20 protein-coding genes are annotated in these 20983 nt (G+C 68.1%); 7 read left to right on the top strand and 13 right to left on the bottom strand.

Annotated elements, in window-relative coordinates; genetic code table 11:
• Positions 1-12 precede the first annotated feature (12 nt).
• The gene (locus L324_RS39695; protein WP_037321312.1) at positions 13-2571 is read right to left on the bottom strand and encodes a cation-translocating P-type ATPase; all 2559 of its coding nucleotides are present in this window, start codon (positions 2569-2571) and stop codon (positions 13-15) included.
• The gene (locus tag L324_RS42940; protein WP_037321315.1) at positions 2571-2816 is read right to left on the bottom strand and encodes a hypothetical protein; all 246 of its coding nucleotides are present in this window, start codon (positions 2814-2816) and stop codon (positions 2571-2573) included. Before L324_RS42940 ends, L324_RS39695 begins: the two co-directional genes overlap by 1 nt.
• A 91-nt stretch (positions 2817-2907) precedes the next feature.
• On the opposite strand from L324_RS42940, the gene L324_RS39705 reads away from it, so the two are divergent.
• The 5 genes from L324_RS39705 (at position 2908) to L324_RS39720 (ending at position 8410) form a co-directional block, all read left to right on the top strand.
• The gene (locus L324_RS39705; protein ID WP_161780911.1) at positions 2908-6063 is read left to right on the top strand and encodes a heavy metal translocating P-type ATPase; all 3156 of its coding nucleotides are present in this window, start codon (positions 2908-2910) and stop codon (positions 6061-6063) included.
• Entirely contained in the window at positions 6060-7511 is a 1452-nt protein-coding gene (locus tag L324_RS39710) for a multicopper oxidase family protein (protein ID WP_037321319.1), read from the top strand. Before L324_RS39705 ends, L324_RS39710 begins: the two co-directional genes overlap by 4 nt.
• A 117-nt stretch (positions 7512-7628) precedes the next feature.
• Positions 7629-7787: a DUF6307 family protein gene (locus L324_RS43175; protein WP_162835896.1), complete on the top strand. Its 159-nt coding sequence runs from the start codon at positions 7629-7631 to the stop codon at positions 7785-7787.
• 56 nt (positions 7788-7843) lie between these two features.
• Positions 7844-8002 carry a hypothetical protein gene (locus tag L324_RS43180; RefSeq protein WP_037321322.1) on the top strand — a complete coding sequence of 53 codons (159 nt, stop codon included), beginning with the start codon at positions 7844-7846 and terminating at the stop codon, positions 8000-8002.
• 150 nt (positions 8003-8152) lie between these two features.
• Positions 8153-8410 carry a hypothetical protein gene (locus L324_RS39720; RefSeq protein WP_037321323.1) on the top strand — a complete coding sequence of 86 codons (258 nt, stop codon included), beginning with the start codon at positions 8153-8155 and terminating at the stop codon, positions 8408-8410.
• A 653-nt stretch (positions 8411-9063) separates the two neighbouring features.
• On the opposite strand, the gene L324_RS43810 is transcribed toward L324_RS39720, so the two are convergent.
• Positions 9064-10209: a hypothetical protein gene (locus L324_RS43810; RefSeq protein WP_235783787.1), complete on the bottom strand. Its 1146-nt coding sequence runs from the start codon at positions 10207-10209 to the stop codon at positions 9064-9066.
• 516 nt (positions 10210-10725) lie between these two features.
• Here L324_RS43810 and L324_RS39735 point away from each other — a divergent pair.
• Positions 10726-11586: a slipin family protein gene (locus L324_RS39735; RefSeq protein ID WP_037321327.1), complete on the top strand. Its 861-nt coding sequence runs from the start codon at positions 10726-10728 to the stop codon at positions 11584-11586.
• 168 nt (positions 11587-11754) lie between these two features.
• On the opposite strand, the gene L324_RS39740 is transcribed toward L324_RS39735, so the two are convergent.
• Genes L324_RS39740 through L324_RS39750 form a run of 3 tightly spaced genes read right to left on the bottom strand, consistent with a single transcriptional unit; the run spans position 11755 to position 14346 of the window.
• Positions 11755-12150, bottom strand: a complete 396-nt coding sequence (locus tag L324_RS39740) for a DUF302 domain-containing protein (RefSeq protein ID WP_037321329.1) — start codon at positions 12148-12150, stop codon at positions 11755-11757.
• Positions 12151-12188: 38 nt separating this feature from the next.
• Positions 12189-12977, bottom strand: a complete 789-nt coding sequence (locus tag L324_RS39745; protein ID WP_081736622.1) for a sulfite exporter TauE/SafE family protein — start codon at positions 12975-12977, stop codon at positions 12189-12191.
• Positions 12978-12987: 10 nt separating this feature from the next.
• Positions 12988-14346, bottom strand: a complete 1359-nt coding sequence (locus tag L324_RS39750) for an MBL fold metallo-hydrolase (RefSeq protein WP_037321332.1) — start codon at positions 14344-14346, stop codon at positions 12988-12990.
• 253 nt (positions 14347-14599) lie between these two features.
• Between L324_RS39750 and L324_RS43185 the strand changes: the two genes are divergently transcribed.
• Positions 14600-14761 carry a DUF8730 family Cys-rich protein gene (locus L324_RS43185; protein WP_162835897.1) on the top strand — a complete coding sequence of 54 codons (162 nt, stop codon included), beginning with the start codon at positions 14600-14602 and terminating at the stop codon, positions 14759-14761.
• Between the two features lie 48 nt (positions 14762-14809).
• Here the strand turns inward: L324_RS43185 and L324_RS39755 are convergent, their stop codons facing one another.
• From L324_RS39755 to L324_RS39785, 7 genes are all read right to left on the bottom strand, one after another.
• Positions 14810-15073, bottom strand: a complete 264-nt coding sequence (locus tag L324_RS39755) for a metal-sensitive transcriptional regulator (protein WP_037321335.1) — start codon at positions 15071-15073, stop codon at positions 14810-14812.
• Between the two features lie 85 nt (positions 15074-15158).
• Positions 15159-16316, bottom strand: coding sequence for an ABC transporter permease (locus L324_RS39760; RefSeq protein ID WP_037321338.1), 1158 nt, complete (start codon positions 16314-16316; stop codon positions 15159-15161).
• On the bottom strand, positions 16313-17467 hold the full coding sequence (locus L324_RS39765; protein ID WP_037321340.1) for an ABC transporter permease: 1155 nt from the start codon (positions 17465-17467) through the stop codon (positions 16313-16315). The genes L324_RS39760 and L324_RS39765 overlap by 4 nt, the downstream gene beginning before the upstream one ends.
• Positions 17468-17477: 10 nt before the next feature.
• Complete coding sequence (locus L324_RS39770; RefSeq protein ID WP_081736623.1) at positions 17478-18452, bottom strand: ABC transporter ATP-binding protein; 975 nt, start codon at positions 18450-18452, stop codon at positions 17478-17480.
• Entirely contained in the window at positions 18453-19217 is a 765-nt protein-coding gene (locus L324_RS39775) for a ribosome hibernation promotion factor (protein ID WP_328286166.1), read from the bottom strand.
• Between the two features lie 422 nt (positions 19218-19639).
• On the bottom strand, positions 19640-19957 hold the full coding sequence (locus L324_RS39780) for an Hsp20/alpha crystallin family protein (protein ID WP_235783788.1): 318 nt from the start codon (positions 19955-19957) through the stop codon (positions 19640-19642).
• 320 nt (positions 19958-20277) lie between these two features.
• Positions 20278-20877, bottom strand: coding sequence for an Rv1733c family protein (locus tag L324_RS39785; protein ID WP_051174391.1), 600 nt, complete (start codon positions 20875-20877; stop codon positions 20278-20280).
• Positions 20878-20983 lie beyond the last annotated feature (106 nt).

Raw genomic sequence — 20983 nt, forward strand, 5'->3', positions numbered from 1 at the left:
TCAGGGGTGTGATCAGGGCTGGGTGCCTCGGCCGGGATGTTGCGGCCGGCTCCGGCGCCGCTGCCGTGCCTTGTCGAGTTCGACCAGGCCATAGGTGAGTGCGGCCAGCGCGGGAATCGGAATCCAGGTGTGCCATGGCATCGGCGCGGTATGGAACAGAGTGTTCATGAACGGCACGTAGGTCAGTACGAGCTGCAACCCGGCGGTCAGCGCGATACCTGCGGGGAGCCAGCGGTTGCGCAGAAATCCGACACGCGGCCGGAGATTTTCCAGCGACCGGCAGTTGATCAGGTAGGCGATCTCGCCGCCGACGAACACGTTCATCGCGACCGTTCTCGCCAGGTCCAGCGACGCACCGGCGGCGACCTGCCACTGGAACGCGCCGAACGAACACGCGAGCAGGATCGCCGAGACGAACACCGTGCGACCGGCCAGAGCGCTGGTCAGCAGCGGCAGCGAAGGCGGCAGAGGCGGGCGCCTCATCACCCCCGGCTCACGCGGCTCGAATGCCAGGGTGAGGCCCAGCGCGACCGCGGTGGTCATGTTGATCCACAGGATCTGCACCGGCAGGATCGGCAGCGCGGTGCCGAGCAGGATCGCGGTGAGGATCACCAGCCCTTCGGCCATGTTCGTGGGCAACGTCCAGATGATGAACTTGCGCAGGTTGTCGAAGACGGCCCTGCCTTCCTCCACCGCGGCCCGGATGGAGGCGAAGTTGTCATCGGCGAGCACCATGTCGGCCGCTTGCTTCGCGACCTCGGTGCCGCCGCGTCCCATGGCCACACCTATGTCCGCGCGGCGGAGCGCCGGAGCGTCGTTCACGCCGTCGCCGGTCATGGCCACGACCTCGCCGCGCTGCTGGATCTCCTTGACCAGACGGAGTTTCTCCTCTGGCGACACCCTCGCGTGGACCGAAGCGATGCCGAACTCCCCCGCGATCGCCTGTGCGGTCGCCGGATGGTCACCGGTGATCATGGTGACCTCGATGCCCGCCTCCTGGCAGGCACGAACCGCTTCGATCGCCTCCGGACGAGGCGGATCGCGCATACCGACCAGGCCGAGTACGACGACGTTGCCACGCAAGCCCTCTTCGGACAGTTCGACATCGACCGCGCGCCCGATCGCCAGTACCCGGAGCCCTTCGGCCGCCATGGCTTCGGCCTCGGCACAGTGACCGGCACCGGCCAACCCGAGCAATCGCTCGACGGCCCCCTTCACATAGACGACCCCGTTGGCATGCTTCGTCGCCATGAACCGGCGTTCGGAGCTGAAGGGCAGGACTTCGACGCGTTCCGGCACGTCTCCCGCGTCCAGTCCGGCCTTGCGGGCAGCGACCACCAATGCCGCCTCGGTCGGATCCCCGATCGGCCGCCATCGACCGTCCTCTTCCGCGATCCGGGCGTCGTTGCACGCCAAAGCGGCGAGCAGGCATTCTCGCGCCGCCGCATCCGGCGCGGGCACGACCGCGCCATCCGGCGCGTAGCCGATGCCGGAGACCGCGTATCCGCGCCCCTCCACCACAAGCTCGCGGACGGTCATCGCGTTGGCGGTCAGCGTCCCGGTTTTGTCGGTGCAGATCACCGTCGTGCTGCCCAGGGTTTCCACGGCGGGGAGCCGCCGGATGATCGCGTGCCTGCGCGCCATCCGCGCCACCCCGATCGCGAGCGTCACGGTGACCGCGGCCGGAAGACCCTCGGGAATGGCCCCGACCGCGAGGGCCACGGCGGCGGTCACCATCTGCGCGGGCGGCTGGCCGCGCAGCAACCCGACCGCGATGCCGAACAGCGCGAGACCGAGGATCACGATCGTCAGCAAGCGGCTGAACCTGGCGAGCTTGCGGGTCAACGGCGTCTGGACCGAAACCGTCGTCCCGACCAGGCGATGCACCTGGCCGATCTCGGTGCCCGCACCGGTCGCGACCACGACCCCGCGCCCTGTCCCCGAGGTCACCAAGGTGCCCGAGTACGCCATGTTGGTGCGATCGGCCAGCGCGGTATCCGGTGGCAACACGAGCGAATTCTTCGCCGACGGTACGGACTCGCCGGTCAGTACCGACTCGTCGATCCGCAGTTCGCCGGTGGCCACCAGACGGAGATCCGCACCGACCTGATCGCCCGGCTCGATCAGGACGACGTCGCCCGGTACCAGCTCCATCGAGGGCACCCGTTCGGTGACACCGTCCCGGACTACGGTGGTCTCGGTCCGCACCATCGCCACCAGCGCGTCCAGCGCCCGTTCCGCGCGCGCTTCCTGGAGGAACCCGATGATCGCGTTTACCATGACCACACCGAAAACCACGGTGGCGTCGACGGCTTCGCCGAGTACCGCGGTGACGGATGCCGCCGCGAGGAGAACGTAGATCAGCGGATGGTGCAGCTGTCCGAGCAGTCGCACCGCCCAGTTCCGGCCCCGTCGGTGTGGCAGTTCGTTGAGTCCGACGTCCGCCTGCCGCTGTCGCCATACCTCACGCGAAAGCCCGGCAACGGCGTCGGTTTCGGCCAACAGCAGCACTTCGGGAACGGGAAGCCCGTAGTGCGCGACATTCTCACGATCGACAGTGGTCAACTCCATCACCCGGCTCGTCCGGTCTCACGCACCGATTCACCGGGAGAGGGCAGTGCGTCTTCGCCCGTGAACAGACCGGCGATGTCCCTCATGCCCGCTGAACGGGCTGCCGTCCACACAGACGACGACTTGGCGGCCGGCTCGGTGAACAACCTGGTGATCTCACCGGTCGGCGGAACCGCGACCAGCAGCCGTGCCCGCGCCGCGGCCGCGGTCATCGCGGCGATCAGAGGGCTCCCGGATGTGGCCATGAATTCGCTCCTCCAGTTCCCCAGGCATTCGGAAATCGCCCCTGCCGACGATATGCGGCGGCCGAAACCGAGGCTGCGGCCGGAGGTCACGGTGCGACGGGGCCTTCGGCACTGGAGCGACGGACCGGACAGCGAAACGATCGAACGGCCGGGAGGCGACCAGTTCCCCGACGCAGGTATCCGCTGGACCACGGCAGGGGCCCGCGTCGTTTCACCGGATCTGGCCACCTGCGCCGCCTGCCTGGAGGAACTGTTCGACCCGGCCGACCGGCGCTACCGGTATCCCTTCGTCATCTGCTCCGGACGCGGCCCGCGGGCGACAATCGTCGACGAGCTTCCGTATGACGCCGAACCCATCGCCTGTCCGGCCCGCGGACCGGAGCTGTCCTGCGCGGCCATCACCGGGACGGCGGCGGTCGAGACGATCGGCAACGGCGGCGCCGTGACGATCAAGGGAATCGGCGGGTATCAGCTGGTGTGCGACGCCGGAGACGACCAGGCGGCCGGCCGGTTGCGAACGGCGAAACACCGGCCGGGGAAGCCGTTCGCGATAGGTGTCCGCCGCCGTGACACCGCACCTGCCCGAGATCAGTACCCGGTTCAGCGCTCCGGCCACCACCACGGTCACCTCACCCGCCCGCCGCGGCCAGGGACTTCCGCCTCGTCCGCGAGGTCGCAAGGTCCCTACCTCCGCGGAGTACCCGCGCGGAGAGTCGGCCGGGACGACAGCCGACTTCACAAGGAGTCCCTCATGACCGTCTCCGACATCGCGGTCGTCGTTGCGGCCGTGGCTGCCATCGCCTCGCTGGGCTGGTTCTTCTTCGGACCGCGGCGGGCGCGGACCGCGCGCCTGGCAGGCGGAGTGCAGCGGGTCCGGATCACCGTGCGCGGTGGCTACCGCCCGGACGTGATCCAAGTCCGCCAGGGTGTGCCGGTGGAGCTGGTGTTCGACCGGCGGGAAAGCGGCGACTGCACCTCGCGGATCGTGTTCCCCGACCTCCACATCGGCGCGGCGCTGCCCGCGTTCCAGAGCACGACCGTCCGCCTCACCCCGGCACGGTCCGGCTCATTCGGCTTCGCCTGCGGTATGAACATGATCCACGGCACGCTCATCGTCGAACCGGGCACCGAGCCCGCTCAGCCGGACGGGGATCTCCAGGAATCACCCGCACGGACGGCAGCAGCAGCAGGCGCACCGTCAGCCGTCGACGCCGAGGCCGCCCAAGCCGAGGAACGGCGCGCCGAGGTCACCGGCTTGACCCGCCGGGTCCTTGTCGGTGCGGTGCTCACCCTGCCGGTGTTGTTCGCGGTGATGGCCCAGTCGCTGTTCGGCGCGGACCGGGTGCCTGCCGTGCTCCTGGACCACTGGGTCCAGCTCGCGTTGATCACGCCGGTGATGTTCTATACCGGGTGGCCGATCCACCGCACCGGATGGCTGACCCTGGTCCACCGCGGCGCGGACATGAACAGCCTCATCACTCTCGGCACCGTCGCGGCCTACGGGTACAGCCTGCTGGTCACGCTCGCCCCCGGCCTGCTGCCCAGCGACCTGCGCGAGGTGTATTTCGAAGCCGTCGGCGTGATCCTCACCCTGATCATGCTCGGCCGGCTGTTCGAAGCACGCGCCAAAGCAGGCACCGGCGAAGCCATCCGCGCCCTGCTCGGCCTGCAAGCCCGCACCGCCCGCGTCCTGCGCGACGGGACCGAAGCCGAAATCCCGATCGACGAGGTCGAAGTCGGCGATGAACTCCTGATCCGTCCGGGAGAGAAGATCCCGGTCGACTCATCTGTCCTGTCAGGACAGTCCGCTGTGGACGAGTCGATGGTGACCGGGGAGCCCATGCCGGTCACCAAACGCGCCGGCGACACGGTCATCGGCGCCACGCTCAACACCACCGGTTCCCTGCGCGTGCGCGCGGCCAAAGTCGGCTCCGACACCATGCTGGCCCGGATCATCGAGATGGTGCAGCAGGCACAGGCGTCCAAAGCGCCGATCCAGCGCCTGGCCGACGCGACCTCCGCCTACTTCGTCCCGACCGTGATCGCGATCGCCATCGCCGCCTTCGCCGTCTGGTTCGTCATCGGCCCACCGCCCGCGCTGACGCTCGCCCTGGTGTCCGCGGTCGCCGTGCTGATCATCGCCTGTCCGTGCGCGCTCGGCTTGGCGACCCCGCTGTCGATCATGGTCGGAACCGGGAAGGGTGCCCGCGCGGGCATCCTGATCCGGTCCGCCGAGGCGCTCGAGACCGCACACAAGCTCGACACGATCGTGCTGGACAAGACTGGCACCATCACCGCCGGCAAGCCCGCCCTCACCGATGTCGAGGTCACCGGCACGCTGTCCGGATCCGCATTGCTCGCGTCGGTGGCCGCCACCGAAGCCGACAGCGAACACCCGCTGGCCACGGCCATCGTCGCCGGAGCCCGCGACCGCGGTCTCACCGTGCCGTCAGCCACCGGGTTCGACTCGGTCACCGGCAAAGGCGTGCGAGCCGTCGTTGCCGGGCACGACGTGCTCGTCGGCACCGCGCGCCTGCTGACCGACGCCGGGATCGACACCAGCCGGCTCGATCCGATCAGCGTGCGGCTGGCCGCTGAGGGCAAGACCCCGATCCTGGCCGCGGTCGATGGCCGGTCCGCCGGGGTGCTGGCGGTGGCCGACACCGTCAAGGACGACTCCGCCGCCGCGATCACCGCACTGCACCGGCTCGGCGTCGAGGTCGTCATGATCACCGGGGACAACGCCCGTACAGCCGCCGCGATCGCCAGCCAGGTCGGCATCACCCGCGTGCTCGCCGAAGTCCTGCCCGAGCACAAGGCCGACGAAATCCGCCGCCTGCAAGCGGAAGGGCGCCGGGTAGGCATGGTCGGCGACGGCATCAACGACGCCCCGGCACTGGCCAAGGCAGACGTCGGACTGGCCATCGGCACCGGAACCGACATCGCCATCGAAGCCGCCGACATCACCCTCATCTCCGGGTCACTCGCCGGAGTGGTCACCGCGATCCGCCTGTCCCGCGCCACCATGCGCAACATCCGGCAGAACCTGTTCTTCGCACTGGTCTACAACGCCATCGGTGTGCCCGTCGCGGCGGGAGTGCTCTACCCGCTGCTCGGGTTGCGGCTGTCGCCGATGATCGCCGCCGCGGCGATGGCCCTGTCCTCCCTGTCGGTCGTCGGCAACGCCAACCGGCTGCGCCGACATCACGCGGTACCGCCGCCCGAGGCGGTGCCTACCTCACGATGAGCACCATCGACCGCCGCACCTTCGTCCGTGCCGGGCTGGCGCTGGCCGGAACCGGGCTGCTCACCGCGTGCACGCCTGGGGAAATCAGAGCGCCCTTGATCCTGCCCACCAGCCCCCGGATCGGAGAGGTGGAAGCGCGGCGCCGGACCACCGGCCGGACCCACGATTTCCGGTTCACCGCTCAGGCGGCCCAGGTCGACCTCGGCGGTCCGCAGGTGACCACCTGGACCTACGACGGTTCCGTGCCCGGCAAGGAGATCCGCGTCCGCGCCGGCGACGTCATCCAGGCCGAGCTGGCCAACCGGCTGCCCGCCGACACCACCATCCATTGGCATGGCCTGGCGCTGCGCAACGACATGGACGGCGCACCTCCACTCACCCAGGACCCCGTCGCACCCGGTGACTCGTTCTCCTACCGGTTCATCGCCGACACCCCCGGTACCCACTGGTTGCATCCCCATTCCGGCACCCAGCTCGACCGCGGCCTCTACGCACCCGTCATCGTCGAAGACCCAGCCGACCCCGGCGGCTACGACCACGACTGGACCGTCGTTCTCGACGACTGGATCGACGGCACCGGCACCACTCCCGACGAGGTCCTCACCCGGCTGCGCCAAGGCGCGGGCGGCATGGGATCGAGGCACGGAATGGGTGGCGGCACAACACTGGGCGGCGACGTCCGCTACCCGTACTACTTGATCAACGGCCGAGTCCCGGCCGCCCCGGTCACGTTCACCGCGCGGCCCCGGCAGCGCGCACGTATCCGATTCATCAACGCGGCCTCCGACACGGCCTTTCGTATCGCCCTCGGCTCGCACCGCATGCGGGTCACCCACACCGACGGCTTCGCGGTCCGGCCCGTCGACACCGACACCCTGGTCATCGGCATGGGCGAACGCTACGACGTCACCGTCACCCTCGGCGACGGGATCTTCCCGCTCATCGCGCTCGCCGAGGGCAAGGGCGCCACCGCACTGGCCCTGGTGCGCACCGCCGTCGGAACTCCGCCACCGGCCTCGATCCTCCCGGCGGAACTGGATGGCGAGCTCCTTCCCTACGACAGGCTCACGCCGGTCGAACACGTGCGGCTGCCCGCCAAGGCACCCGACGTGGAACACCGGCTCGACCTGACCGGCGGCATGATGAGCTACGACTGGGGAATCAACGGCCTGCCGTTCGACCACGCACAGCGCCTGCTGATCCGCGAGGACCAACGCGTCCGGCTCACCATTCGCAATCGGACGATGATGTGGCACCCCCTGCACATCCACGGCCACACCTTCCAACTGGGCGACACCGGCCCCCGCAAGGACACCGTCATCGTGCTCCCCGGCCGAATCGCCACCTGCGATCTCGCCGCGGACAACCCCGGCCAATGGATGATCCACTGCCACAACACCTACCACCACGAAACCGGTATGGCGACCATCCTCGGCTACGAGGCTTGACCTCGCCTTCAGAGTCGTTGGTCTGGTGAAAAGAGTGCCTTCCGCCCTTCCTTCTCCCCCCGCGGCTGAGAGAACATCGTTCTGTCAAGGAGGCTCAACTGCCGACAGGGGCGAGCAATGACCACCAACCCGACCTATGTATCGCGATACGACCAGCGAGTGAAGCTCGTGGAGAATGTGCTGAAAGAAAATTCCGCTTTGTCGGCCGAAGACTGTCACGTACTCGCCATTCGGCTGCTGCGCGCCCTCGAGGAGATTCCCGAGAAAGTTCGTTGACCCAACCACAATCGTTTTGAGAACTCCATGAAAACAACTCTTCCGGAAGGTCGACCATGCTGATCCTGGTCATCGTTCTCCTGGTCCTCTGGCTGATCGTCGCCGTCATCGGATTCGCCTTTGAAGGTCTCTTCTGGCTGGCGATCGTCGGCATCGTGCTCTTCGTCGGCACCGCTGTCATCGGATTCGTGCGCCGCAAGGCCCTCCATCGCTGAACCGTCCGGCCGCTGCGGCGACCAGGTGCCCGGTGGTCCACAAGCCCCTCGGTTGCCGACCGTCGGAAGTCGGCCGAGGCGGCAAACGACCTTCGTCCTGGGGCCGTAGGTCACTACCACCCCGTGGCCGCGATGCGACACGGTGCAGGTATGACCGAACTATGGCGTGACGACTCGGAAGACGGCCGCACCGTCGAGGTCCGTATCTATCAGGACGGCAGACTGCTGCGACGCGAACTCTGCGAGTCCGATGAAGAGGCGACGGCCGTGGCGGAGCGGTGGTGCGAGCTGGACGGCGTGACCTGTGAGGTCGACGACCTGGCCGCCCGGCACCGCGCCGGCGACATTCTCGAGCCCGAGCCGACCGATCTGCTCGACGAGGATTCCGCACGGGGCCCCATCAGGTGAGCAAGCCTCACCTGGTCCGGGGCCCTGCCGCCATTCGCGAAACGAAGGGACGACGGAGGCGCACTGGTATGCCGCCGCACATTCGGGCGAGCACGTCACGAGTCGAGCGCCAGTATCGTTCGACCGGCACGAACACCTCGAGCTGATCGAGGTTCCGATTCGGAAGGATCGATCCCGGGACGACGGGGCGTAGGCAGGGAAATGCTTCGATGCCGGGACAACGCTCCCACGGCCGGATCAGCAACGCCTGTACAGCGAACGATGAACGGCACGCCGCCCTTTGGCACGCCGCCCTTTGGCGCGCCGACCGGCACCAGGGCCACCCCGATGCCGTGAGATGCCCGGCGTGGGCTTTCGTCCGACTTGGGCCTGAGGTCTTGAGTGACGATTCGGGTCATCGAGGGCAGGACGAACATGACGTGCCGAAGAGATCCAACGCGTCACTGTCCACAAGAGACACTTTCCGGATGACGGCAGCCTGTTTCGTACAGCGCTTTCGCGAGCGCGTCGGAATCGCCGATCACGGCCTCGGCCAGCAGGACTCACATCGCATTCCTCATGGCCTTCCTCGCTTCCGTCGCCTTCCGGCGTGTTGCGCTGAAGGGGCACACGGGAGTGGCCGTGGCCCCGGTGACCAGGACCCTTCGGCGCCGCTATCGGGACGCCTGCTCGCTCACCACGCGGAAGACCGGGATGCCGGCCGCGACGTCGGCGAAGTCCTCGATCGGCGCATGGCGGTCGACCGGAATGTGGGGCCGGGCACCCGGAGCACAGGCGAGATAACGGCGCAGCACCGGTGCGCGCAGTTCCGGTGACACCTCCTCGAGGTGAACGTGTTCGGAGCGCCCGTGTCGCAGTACGACATGACCGTCTGCCGCGTGAACGTTGCGAACCCACTGGGTGCCCGGCCCGAGCATCGCCACGAGGTAGCGCTCGCCTTCGTGGTCGGCCACCACCAAGGGCACCGAGACGAGTCGGCCCGAATGACGTCCGGGGACCTGCAGCGTCACCGCCCGGCGGGGCAGCACGCCGGCCGCGTAGGCGAGGGCCGCACCGTGGTTCAGCGCGCGGGCCACGCGATGAGGCCGGCCGCCGCGGTAGAGCCACCGTTCCCATCGCCGTATCGGGCTCGCCATCGTCGTCTCGACCGTATGACCGTCGCACAGGGATTCGGCGTCCTGGCGGATCACGCCCAGCGTCGCCCGCATGACAATGCGCACGAAAGGCCGGACGAGCCACCAGTAGCGCGCGAACCGGCGCGCGGAAGCGAGGTCGTCGGTGGCGGTGCGCGCCTCGTAGGAGACCAGGGTGCGGGCATTGCCGTAGGGACGCAGCGAGAACCCGGCCGCGATCCGTCCCCAGCCCGGTTCGGCGAATACGGCGAACTCGTCGGGACTCATCCCGGTCACGTCGTACCACTGAATGTCGGGTCGCCAGAACCGGCCGATCGCGCCGAGCACGATCTCCTGCCCGTCGGTCCTCCCGAGCGACAGCCATCCCGGCAATCCAGGGCTGTCCAGCTTCAGTTCGGTGAGCGGCTCCGCGGGCTTGGCCCTTCCGAGCCACCGGGCCAGGCCGGCCGGAATTCCCCGGGCGGACATGGCCACGTCCATCAATGGCGTGTGGACCCGCGTCAGGTCCAGATCCCGGACCGCCTGCCAGGTCTCCGCGACGGCGGCGTCGACGACGACATGTTCGATCAGCGTCACGTCGAACCGGGGCAGGAAACGGTCGATCAGCAGGCCCCCGTCTTCACGCTCGGACACGCGGTCGGGGGAGATCGTCTCGGAGTCTGTCATGACTCACCTTTCTCTGCGAGGAACGGAAATTCAGCAGCCATGACCGGTTTTCCCAGTCGCGGGAACGGATTCCCGCACGCACGACGGTCACCGGCTGGGCCAGTGCTCCGATAACCGATCCGGGGACACCGATGACCAGCAGAACACGCCCCGTCAGCGGTCAGACGCAGGAAGCTCCCGTGAAGTCGAACGGGCGGCGCGACGGGCCCCGGCCGCAGGACGACGGGTTCTTTCCTCGACTGTCACCACGGTTCCTCCACTGCCTCCGATGCTCCGGCTGTGATCACGCCGGAGTCAGAGGCTTAGGTCCGCTCGGCCGGGGACCTAAGCCGTGTCCTGTCAGTCTGTCCGATGGGCTTCGTGATCCAGGTGGTCCCTGGCGGTGCGGAGCGGCGAGCCCTCGGGAGGCGATCGTGTGGCCCGAAGGTCCCGGCCCGGGCTGACTTCCGGCTGTAGGCGAGGCGATGTCCGAGGACTTGGCTGGGGTCATGCTCTACCGTCGAACGGAGAATCGTCATGGGTAGCTGGACCATTGCCGCCATCGCCGCCGCTGTGCTGCTGGTGGCGGGTTTGTCGATCAGAATCGTGAAGCAGTACGAGAAGGGTGTTTTGTTCCGGCTGGGCCGGGTCGTCGGGGTGCGGGAACCGGGTCTGCGGCTGATCATCCCGGTGATCGACGTGCTGCGAAGGGTGTCGCTGCGCATCGTCACGATGCCGATCCAGTCGCAGGGCATCATCACCCGGGACAACGTCAGTGTCGACGTGTCCGCGGTCGCCTACTTCCGTGTCGTGGATGCGGTGAAGTCGGTCGTCGCGATCGAGAACGTCTACGCGGCGATCGATCAGATCGCCCAGACGACCCTGCGGAAGGTGGTCGGACAGCACACGCTGGACGAGACCCTGTCCGAAACCGACGCCATCAACCGGGACATCCGCCAGATCCTGGACGTGACCACGCTCGACTGGGGTGTGGAAGTGACCCTGGTCGAGCTGAAGGACATCCAGCTCCCGGAATCGATGAAGCGGGCGATGGCGAAGCAGGCCGAGGCCGAGCGGGAGAAGCGAGCCAAGATCATCAACGCCGAGGGTGAGGCACAGGCCGCCGCGGCGCTGGGCGCGGCGTCGGACACGATGATGGAGCACCCGCTGGCGCTCCAGCTGCGCAATCTGCAGAGCCTGGTCGAGATCGGGGTGGACAAGAACACCACCGTCGTGTTCCCCGCACCGTTGATGAGCACCATCGGCGAACTGGGCTCGTTCCTGTCCCGCGAAGCGGCGGCGGCGAACGCTTCGGTCCCGTCACCGGTGGAGCCGGTCATCACGGTTCCGGCGCAGGAAGCACCGGCCAACGGTGGACCGGTCCCGGCGTCCGCCTGACCGTCCGGTCCGGGTGCCGGAGACCTCATCTTTCGCCGGCACCCACCTGACCTGATCCGACCGCTCCCCCCAGGACCAAACCCCGGCCGGTGCCGTGGCAGCAGGCAGTCCGTCTTACCGGCGCCTTCGACACCAATGCGGTTCACGTCCGCGCTCCGTCCGCTCACCTCAGGGCGTGGTCAGGGTTTCGAGCGCCGCACGGATGCGTTTGCCCGCCTCGTCGGCGACGGGGCGGAGTTCCTCGCGTTCGGGCACGTCGATCATCACCCGCGGATCGAGCGCCTGGACCAGCGTGCGCTCGGCACCGACGGCGCGGACGACGACATTGCAGGGCAACAGCAGACCGATCATGCGATCCACCTCCAACGCGCGGTGGGCCAGCGCCGGATTGCACGCGCCGAGGATCACGTAAGGCTCCATGTCGGCGTCGAGCTTCTCGCGCATGGTCGCCTTGACATCGATCTCGGTCAGCACCCCGAAGCCCTGCTTCTTCAGCGCCGCGCGCACGTCGGCGATGGCCTTCTCGTACGGCAGTTCCAGGGTGACACTCAGGTCGTACCTCATGGTGAGCATTCCTTTCTTTCCCGGTGACAGCCGGTATCTCATCCGCCGTGCAGTGCGGCGGGTGCGAATACCGCCGCGGTCGCGACTCCGGCCGCGACCGTCAGAACCAGAGAGGCGAACGCGCGCCGGACGATCCGCTCCGGCAGCCGGCTTCCGAACCGACCGGCCACCAGCGAAGCCAGGAGGGCCGCTCCGGCGAAGGACAGCGCGACGGCGAGGTCCGGCACCGTGGTCGCGTGTGCGGCCAGCCCGCCCAGCGAGGTGAGCACGATGACCACCAGCGAGGTCGCGACCGCTTCCGGCGCGGTGAGTCCCAGCAGCATGGTCAGCGCGGGCACGATGACGAATCCGCCGCCGACACCGAACAGACCGGTCAGCACGCCCACGACGGCACCGGCGCACAGCGCCTTGGGCAGGCACCTGCGCCAGTTCACCTCGCCCTCGCCGACGCGGCAGGCACCTTCCGGCTCGCTGGTGGCCGTGAGCATCCGTACCGCCACCACCGCCATCAGGACGGCGAACGCGACCAGCACCCATCTGTCCGGCAGCAGCTTTCCGAGTGCGGTACCGGCGAACGCGGCCGGCACACTCGCCGCGGCGAAGACGAGCGCGACGGGCCAGCGAATCACCCTCGCCCGCCATCTGGCCACCAGACCACCGGCCGCTGACACCGCCACGACCAGCAGCGACGTCGGGATCGCCGCACTGAGCGGCAACCCGACCCCATAGACCAGCGCCGGGATCGCCAAAATGGAGCCGCCCGCACCGAGCATGCCCAGTGCGGCGCCGATGACGAGGCCGAACGCCACGGCCGGCAGCATCGTCATGGCGCCGGCCTCAGCCGACGGCCATGGGCAGTCCGGCCCGCGCCGCCCGATCGAACTCGTCGTCCACCGCGACGACCCGGCGCCCGGCCGCCGCGAGCACCGAAGCCGCGATCGAGGCACGGTAGCCCGCCTGACAATGCACCCAGACTTCACCGGCAGGCACCTCGCCCACGCGGCCCAGCAGCTCGTGCAGGGGGACGTGCAGGGCGCCGTCGATGTGGCTGCGGGCCCATTCCAGATCGCGCCGGACGTCGAGAACGGTCACCGGCCGGTGGTGGCGGACCAAGGCCAGCTCTTCGAAGCGCGCCCGGGGAAACGTGCCCAGTGACGCACCGCCCGACCATTCCGCGGGAGTGCCCGTCGCCGCGGTTTCGACGCGGTCGACGCCGATCCGGAGCAGTTCACGCTGCGCTTCGGCGACCTGTTCGGGGGTCTCTCCGAGCAGGGACAGCGGGGTGCCCCACGGGATGAGCCAGCCCAGGTAGGTGGCGAAACTGCCGTCTATGCCGAAGTTGAGGCTCCCGACCAGATGACCCGCCGCGAACGCGGTCCGTGAACGCAGGTCCACCACCCACTCCCCCGCTTCGATGCGCGAACGCAGCTCGCCGGGTTCGGCCTTCGCGGGCGCGGTGAGGTCTGGGGCGTCAGGGCCCGCGCTGTTCGCCGGGCCCATGTGCGCATAGTAGGCCGGATAGGCGTCCAGACCGGCGAGCAGTTCGTCGACGTAGGCCTGTTCGTCCTGGCTCAGCACCGGGTTGACCCGCTTCTCCCGGCCGATCGTCGACCGGTCGGCCGCCGACTGGGTGGCGGAGCAGAAGCTGCCGAATCCGTGCGTGGGGTAGATCTCGGCGTCGTCCGGCAGTACCTCGGCCAGCCGATGCGCCGACGCGTACTGGCGCTTCACCAGCTCGCCGGTGTGGTCGGGGCCGAGCAGGTCGGGACGGCCGGTCGAGCCGTACAGCAGGGAACCGCCCGTGAACACGGCCGGGACCCGATCCGGTGCTTCCAGGACATAGGACAGATGCGTGAACGTATGCCCTGGTGTCGCGAGTGCGCGCACGCGCAGGGAGGGCCCGACCTCGACCACGTCACCGTCCCCGACAGGCGCGCGTTCGAAGGAAACCGGATCGGCGGCGTTCACGTGATAAGCCGCACCCGTGGCGCGAGCCAGCGCGAGTCCACCGGTCACGTAGTCGTTGTGGATATGGGTTTCGAATACGTCCGTGATCCGCAGCCCGCGCGCTCGGGCCAGGTCCAGGACGCGATCGATATCGCGCTGCGGGTCGACCACGAACGCCACCTCGCCATCACCGACAAGGTAACTGCGGTCGCCCAAGGTCGGCGTGTCGATGGCGATGATCTCGATCATGATCCTCCTTTCATACCCCCAGGGGTATTAGAATCCAGGATACCGCAACCGGACCGGCGATCTCTTGATACCCCGGGGGGCATAGTGGAAAACCGGCACTTCCTTGGCCTGAACCAGCATCTCAGCGCCAGAACGCGAATATCCAGTGCTCTTGGTCCCTTGTACGCGTGACCACCGGGACGCCTGGCTCGACTGGTACCCCTGGGGGTATACTGAACACAAGAAGTGGCCTTGACCCTGGTGAGGAACCCAGATGTGCCAGAAGATCGTCTGTCCGAAGTGCGGGAAGCCGACCTACCGCGGCTGCGGCGACCACGTCGAGCAGGTACTGGGCGACGTACCCGCCGCCCAGCGCTGCTCCTGTTCCGCCGAACGGCCCGAGCGGAAGTCCCGGCGCCTGTTCGGCCGCCGCTGAGTACGGAAAGGGCAGGCGGAACTTCCCTCCGTCCTGCCGCCTGGAGCGTCAGGCCAGGGTGAGGAACAGCTTCTCGAGCTGTTCACGATCCGCGGCGCCCTGCTCGGAGTCATCGGACAGGCACTGTTCCAGCCCGCTGGCGATCAGCCGGAACCCGGCCCGGTCGAGTGCCCGCGACACGGCGGCGAGCTGAATGATGACGTCCCGGCAGTCCCGGCCGTCATCGATCATCTGGATCAGGCCACCGACCTGGCCCTGCGCCCGCCGCAGCCGCTTGCGCACATCCGCGACCACGTCTTCGTTCAGCTCCACACCGACCTCCTCTGGTACCCCCCAGGGTACCGGGCCAGAAGCTCCGGCTCGCACCTGTCATCACTTCAGGCCGCTCCGCACCGTGCTAGGCGAACAGAGATCGCCTCATCCGCAGAACGGCCACACCGAGGAACAGAGAGGCGAACGCGACGAGAATCGCCAAGGGCCCCAGGATGCCGGACAGGCCACTACCCCGGGAAAGGATCGCCGTCCAGGCGTCGACGGCCCAGGCGTGCGGGGTGGCGTGTCCCATGATCCTGACCGCGGGTGGCACGATCTCCAGCGGCCAGGTACAGCCACCGAGCATGCCTGCCCCGATCCCGACCGCGGGCCCGATGGCCGACGCCTGCTCGGGGGTCCGGAAGACGGTCCCGCTCAACATCCCCGCCCCGGCACCGACCAGCGCCCAAGTGATCGTCAGTGCCGCGGCCGCGAACGGATCGCCCCAGCTCACGCCGAAGAGCAGGGAACCGACGCCGATGATCAGTGCCGACTGGAGCAGGGCCAGCACGAGATAGCAGAGCGTTTCGCCGAGTACGACATCGCGTGAACGGATCGGTCCGGCCATCATCCGTGCGTGGACGCCCAGATCCCGGGTCTGGATCAAGGCCGCGCCCAGGGCCATCGCGTTGATGAAGACGAAGAACACCAGCATCGTCGGCGCGCTGTAGCTGAACCCTGGCGGCAGGACCTCACCCGCACTGCCGACCACTTCCGAGCGGACCAGCACCTGGGGTGTCGTGGTGTCGAGCGACCGGGCCATCGGGAGCAGGGCTTCGAAGGACTGTCCGGTCTGCCGTGCGGCGAATCCGGCGGCCTGCGCGACCGACGCGTGGTCGGCGATCACCGATGCCACAGCGGACCACGCAACCTGGCCGGATCCGGCCGAACTGGTGACCAGTAACGGGAACTCGACCGATCCACCGCCTGTCAAGATGCCGTCCAGGTTGGCGGGAACGAGCAGGACGGCGTCGATCTCGTTACGGCGCAGGGCATCCGTTGCCTCGGCCTGGCCACCGAACCGGCTGATCACCAGCGCGTCGGCCCGGTCGAGACTCTGCGTCAGTTCGCCGGCCAGCCGCCCTTCCCCGGCCACCAGCCCGATCCTGAACCCGGACTGGCCTTGCATGACCGTCCCGATCACCAAGATCACGACCACCGGCAGTAGCACCATGAAGAACAGCGCGATCCGGTCTCCCACCATTCGCCGTAGCGACACCGCCGCGATCGTCAGGATGTTCATCGCGATTTCCTCCGGTACAACACCACGGTCGCGACCGAGACGACTCCACAGAACGCGAGGATCGCCATCACCGGCAGGACGACGCTGGTCCAGTCGGCGCCGCCGGCGAGATCGGTGAAGGCACGTAACGCCCAGCCGTTCGGGGTGAGGAGTGCCAAGCGACGCATGAACTCCGGTGCGCCGCCGATCAGGACGAAGTTCCCGCCGAGCAGCACCAGCCCGAAGATGATGATCGAGGCGATACCGTCGGCTTGGCGGTCGCTTCCCGCGATGGCGATGACGAAGGCCGTCAGGCAGACCAGCGTCAGTGCCAGCGCCGCGATGACCGCGGCGACGGCGAGTGGCGGACCCCAATCCACGCCGAAGAACAGACTGGTCACGACCGCGACCGACGACAGGCTCGCGGCACCGTAGACGAACGTCGCCAGCGCTTTGCCGACCAGGACCGAACGAGGCCGGACCGGCGCGACGCCGATCCTGTCGAGAGTCCCGTTCCTGCGTTCCTCGAAGTAACCCTTGGCGCCGAACCCGATCGCGAAGAACATGAAGAAGATCCCCATCGCCGGCCCGTAATAACCCACACCGGTGAGCTTCTCGGTGCCGGCGGCCTTGGGGACGACCCGCTCCGGCAGACGCAGCCCGGCCGCGACCTCCGGCAGGCCTTCCGGCGGTGCTCCGGCGGCGAGAGCCACCGCGACCGAAAGGCGGTCGGCGTTCAGCTGCGCCACGAACGATCCGGCGACCGACCTCGCGACCGAACCGGCCAGTGGCGAGTCCACACTGGACAGTACGGTGATCGGGCCGACCTCGCCGCCGGTGGCGGCAGCCGAGAAACCGCTCGGCAGGACGAAGGCCGCCCCGAGATCACCCTCGTCGAGAAGTGCCCGTGCCTCGGCCGTTCCCTTCACCTCGACGATACTCAGTACCGATTCCAGTTCAGGGCCGGCCAGGTGAGCGGTGAACGCCGCCGCCAGCGCACCACCGTCTTCGTTGATGACGGCGACATCGGTGTGAAAGGTCTCCGCACCGCGGAACGCGAAACTGACCAGCATGGCGACCGCCACAGGCGCCAGGAACCCGAGTATCCACGCGGACCGGTCACGCAACCGCTGCCGCAAGTCCTTTCCGGCCACGATGAATGCCACGTTCATCACCGGCTCCTCAATCCCGCAGTGCGGTGCCGGTGAGGTGCAGGAACACCGCTTCGAGGTCCGGCTCGGTCACTTCGACCGAGCGCACACTCGCTCCGGCCCGCTCGACCGTGTCCAGGACGCCTGGCAGCAGATGCCTGCCGTCACGGACGATCAACTGCAGTTCGTCCCCGGTGACGCCGGCCCGTTCGACTCCAGGCATATCGCGGCAGAGCTTCGCGAGCGAGGTCAGATCACCGTCCGCGGCCAGGTTGATCCGGTCGTGCTCGCCGAGCCGGTCGATCAGTTCCCTGCGGGTACCTTCGGCGATCAGACGTCCGTGGTCGACGATGCCGACCCGGTCGCACAGCCGCTCCGCCTCCTCCATGTAGTGCGTGGTGTAGAGCACGGCCATGCCCGAGGCGCCGAGCGATCGGACGTTCTCCATGATCGCGTGCCTGCTCTGCGGGTCGACGCCGACCGTCGGCTCGTCGAGCACCAGCAGCATCGGCCGGTGCATCAGGCCGGCACCGATGTTGAGCCTGCGGCGCATCCCGCCGGAGTACGCTTCGACCTTCTCCTTCGCCCGCTCGGACAGCCCGATCAGTTCGAGTACTTCATCCACCCGCCGTTCCAGCGCCTTTCCGCGCAGCCGGTACAGCTTCCCGAAGAAGCGGAGGTTCTCTCGCGCACTGAGATCCGGGTACAGAGCGACGTCCTGCGGGACATAGCCGACCTGTGCCCTGGCGTCGATCATCGCGCCGCCACCGGGCAGACCCGCGATGGCGATACTTCCCGCGTCCGGCCGGAGCAGACCGCACACCAACCGGATCGTCGTCGTCTTCCCGGCCCCATTCGGTCCGAGTAACCCGTACGTTTCCCCAGGCGCTATCGCGAAACTGACGTCGTCGACGGCGATCCGGTCGCCGAAACGCTTGGTCAGCCCCGAGACCGCCAGAACCTCGGCGAGTACGGGCGGCGGCTCGGTCAGCGATCTGCCGCTCATCTAGACCGCCGGGGTGATGAGGCCGTAGTGGCCGTCGTAGCGGTGATAGAGCACGCTCCCCCGGCCGCGTTCGGCGTCGAGGAAGAAGAGGAACGGCAAACCGAGCAAGCCGAGGCGATCCACCGCTTCGGTCGTGGACAAGAGCGGCGCGGGCTGCCCGCTGATGGTCAGCGCGAGCTTGAACGGAGCGAGCTGATGTGGCCCCGGCGGTGTCGGCTGCGCGAGCCGGTGCATGGTCGGTCCCGCGTGGTAGAGCACGCTGTCCTGCCCCGTCCCGGATTCGGTGAACAGATGGAATTCGTAGTCCAGAAGATGCATCTCGACGGACGCTTCGTCCACAGTGGAGGAAGCCAGCGAATAGGACTTGTGCCGGATGATCTCCCGCTCGGCCACGGGCCGGGGGTACCACGCATCCGGCCGGGACGGCACCGAATCGTGCCGCCATTCACCGGGCTCCGCGCTCGGGCGCCTTCCGCGCCGGGCCTCCCAGTGCAGTGCGCTCCGCTCCAGTTGACGACGCAGTTTCGCGTCCAGCAGATCGATCGCCTCTTCGGCGGTCGGCGCGGCCACCTGCGCGCGAACCGGTCTTCCGTTCACATCGAGGGTCGCTTGCGCGATCACCGGGCGGTCCATCGCGGGATTTCCGTGCCTGCTCAATCGCACCGACGCGGCGAGCACCGGCCGGTGGGCGGCCCCGAAGAGACGCGTCACCTTCTTTCCGGCACGATCGGCGAGCGCCGGCGGGATGTCTCCGCGAACCGTCACTCGCACTTCCGGCTTCACCGTGCTCCCGGTCGTCCGCATTCGTTCAGCCCTTCCCAAGATTTCCACCTCTTCATCGGACACCGATGACGCCTGCCTCACCAAGGGACCAAGGACGTCGATGGGAGAGACCTTGTGGCCTGGCAGGTCGCCTCCGGCGAAAGGGGCCCGGTGCGTCACGCATCGAGCCGGTCCACCGGCCTCGCCAAGGAATTGTGCCCGGGACGAACGGTCCGCCAGGCTTGGAAGAACGGTGACGAAGTGTCCATCGTCAGCCTCCGGTCGTGTTCGTGTGTCCATCAGCATTCCCCGGCCGCTCCTGGACGACGAGGGACGTCGGTCCCGGCTTGCCAGGACCTCCAGCCCACAAGGAAAACGCCCTTCCCGCGTGGAACCCGGGGGAGGGCGTTTTCATCACCAGCCGCTCAGACCTTGCCGACCTGGATCTTCACCTGCTTGTCCCGCGGCTTGTCCTTGTGCGGAACACAGACTTCAAGGATCCCGTCGGCGTACTTCGCGGTGATCTTCGAGGTTTCCGCGCCCGCCGGCAGTGAGACGGTGCGGCTGAACTGGCCGTAGTAGAACTCGCTCCGGCCGTCCTCGACGGCTTTCGCCTCTCGTTCGGCGTGGATGGTGAGCACACCGTTGTGCGCGGTGACGGAGATGTTCTTTTCCGGATCGAACCCGGGGAGCTCGGCTCGCACGACGTACTTGTCTTCCTCCGCGGATTCCTCGATGCGCATCGGATTATGCTCCGTGAACGGCCAGGGATTCTCCAGCCACGCGGCGATGCTCGGTAGTGCCAGGCGGGGACTGGGCACGAGTGAGGTCATCATCTTCCCTTCGTCGCGGTGAAAACTCACCAGTTCAGGAAACGCTCCCCCGCACGGCGCCGAAGCGGACGTAGGGCCTGAGAGGACGGGACCAAAGACTCGGACGCCGCGGAGCACGGCGTGGTGAGTGTCCCGTTCTCTCCGGCCCTTCCGGACACACCGACAGCAAGGTGCGGACGAACCTGTCACCGGCCGGGTGGTGCCACTCCCGGATGACGACGTCATTCCCTTCAGGCCGCGGTCCGGTTTTCGGACACTCGCCGCCATTCCCGCTCCCACGCGGCACCCCGCAGACGACCCAGTATCGGACGACCCGCGAGAAAGAAGCCCGTAAGCAGCATCACGCACACGATCCAGAAGGCGGCGCCGGCGCCGGCACCCAGGCCGGCCACGTCCGCGGTCGTCACGGGCGCGCCGACCGCGTTCCCTTTGCCGTCGAGCCAGATCGGTATTTCGTCGCCGGTGCCCGACCCGGGGTCCACGGTGACGACGTCCTCGCGGACGGGCCCGCCGGGCGCGGTCCAGCGAGCGCGCACCTTCACCGTCTCTTCGACGGGCACTCCGTCGAACCGGACCTGTGCGGGCGGGGCGTCGGCCACCAGCACCGCCGTCGCCTCATGACGATCCGCGGTCTCCTCGCCCGCTCGCCGCAATCCGGCGTCGTAAGCCTCGGACCCCATCGCCACCGCGAACGGAATGGCCAGCAAGGCGACCAAGACGACACCGATCACCAGTGCCGCCTCCAGCCGGTCCGACAGACGGGCGAGCGGGTTCCGGCCGACGTGAAGCCGTCGCCGAACCGCCGTGAAGATACCCGGCTGTGCTCGCATGATGTTCTCCTCGATCAGGGGTCGTACCGAGACACAGATGTCGACGGCCTGTCTTCGGAGCTTCTCTCCCTCAAGGAGCACACGGGAGTGGCTGCGGACCCCGGCG

The sequence above is a fragment of the Amycolatopsis orientalis DSM 40040 = KCTC 9412 genome (assembly GCF_000478275.1).
GTDB lineage: Bacteria > Actinomycetota > Actinomycetes > Mycobacteriales > Pseudonocardiaceae > Amycolatopsis > Amycolatopsis orientalis.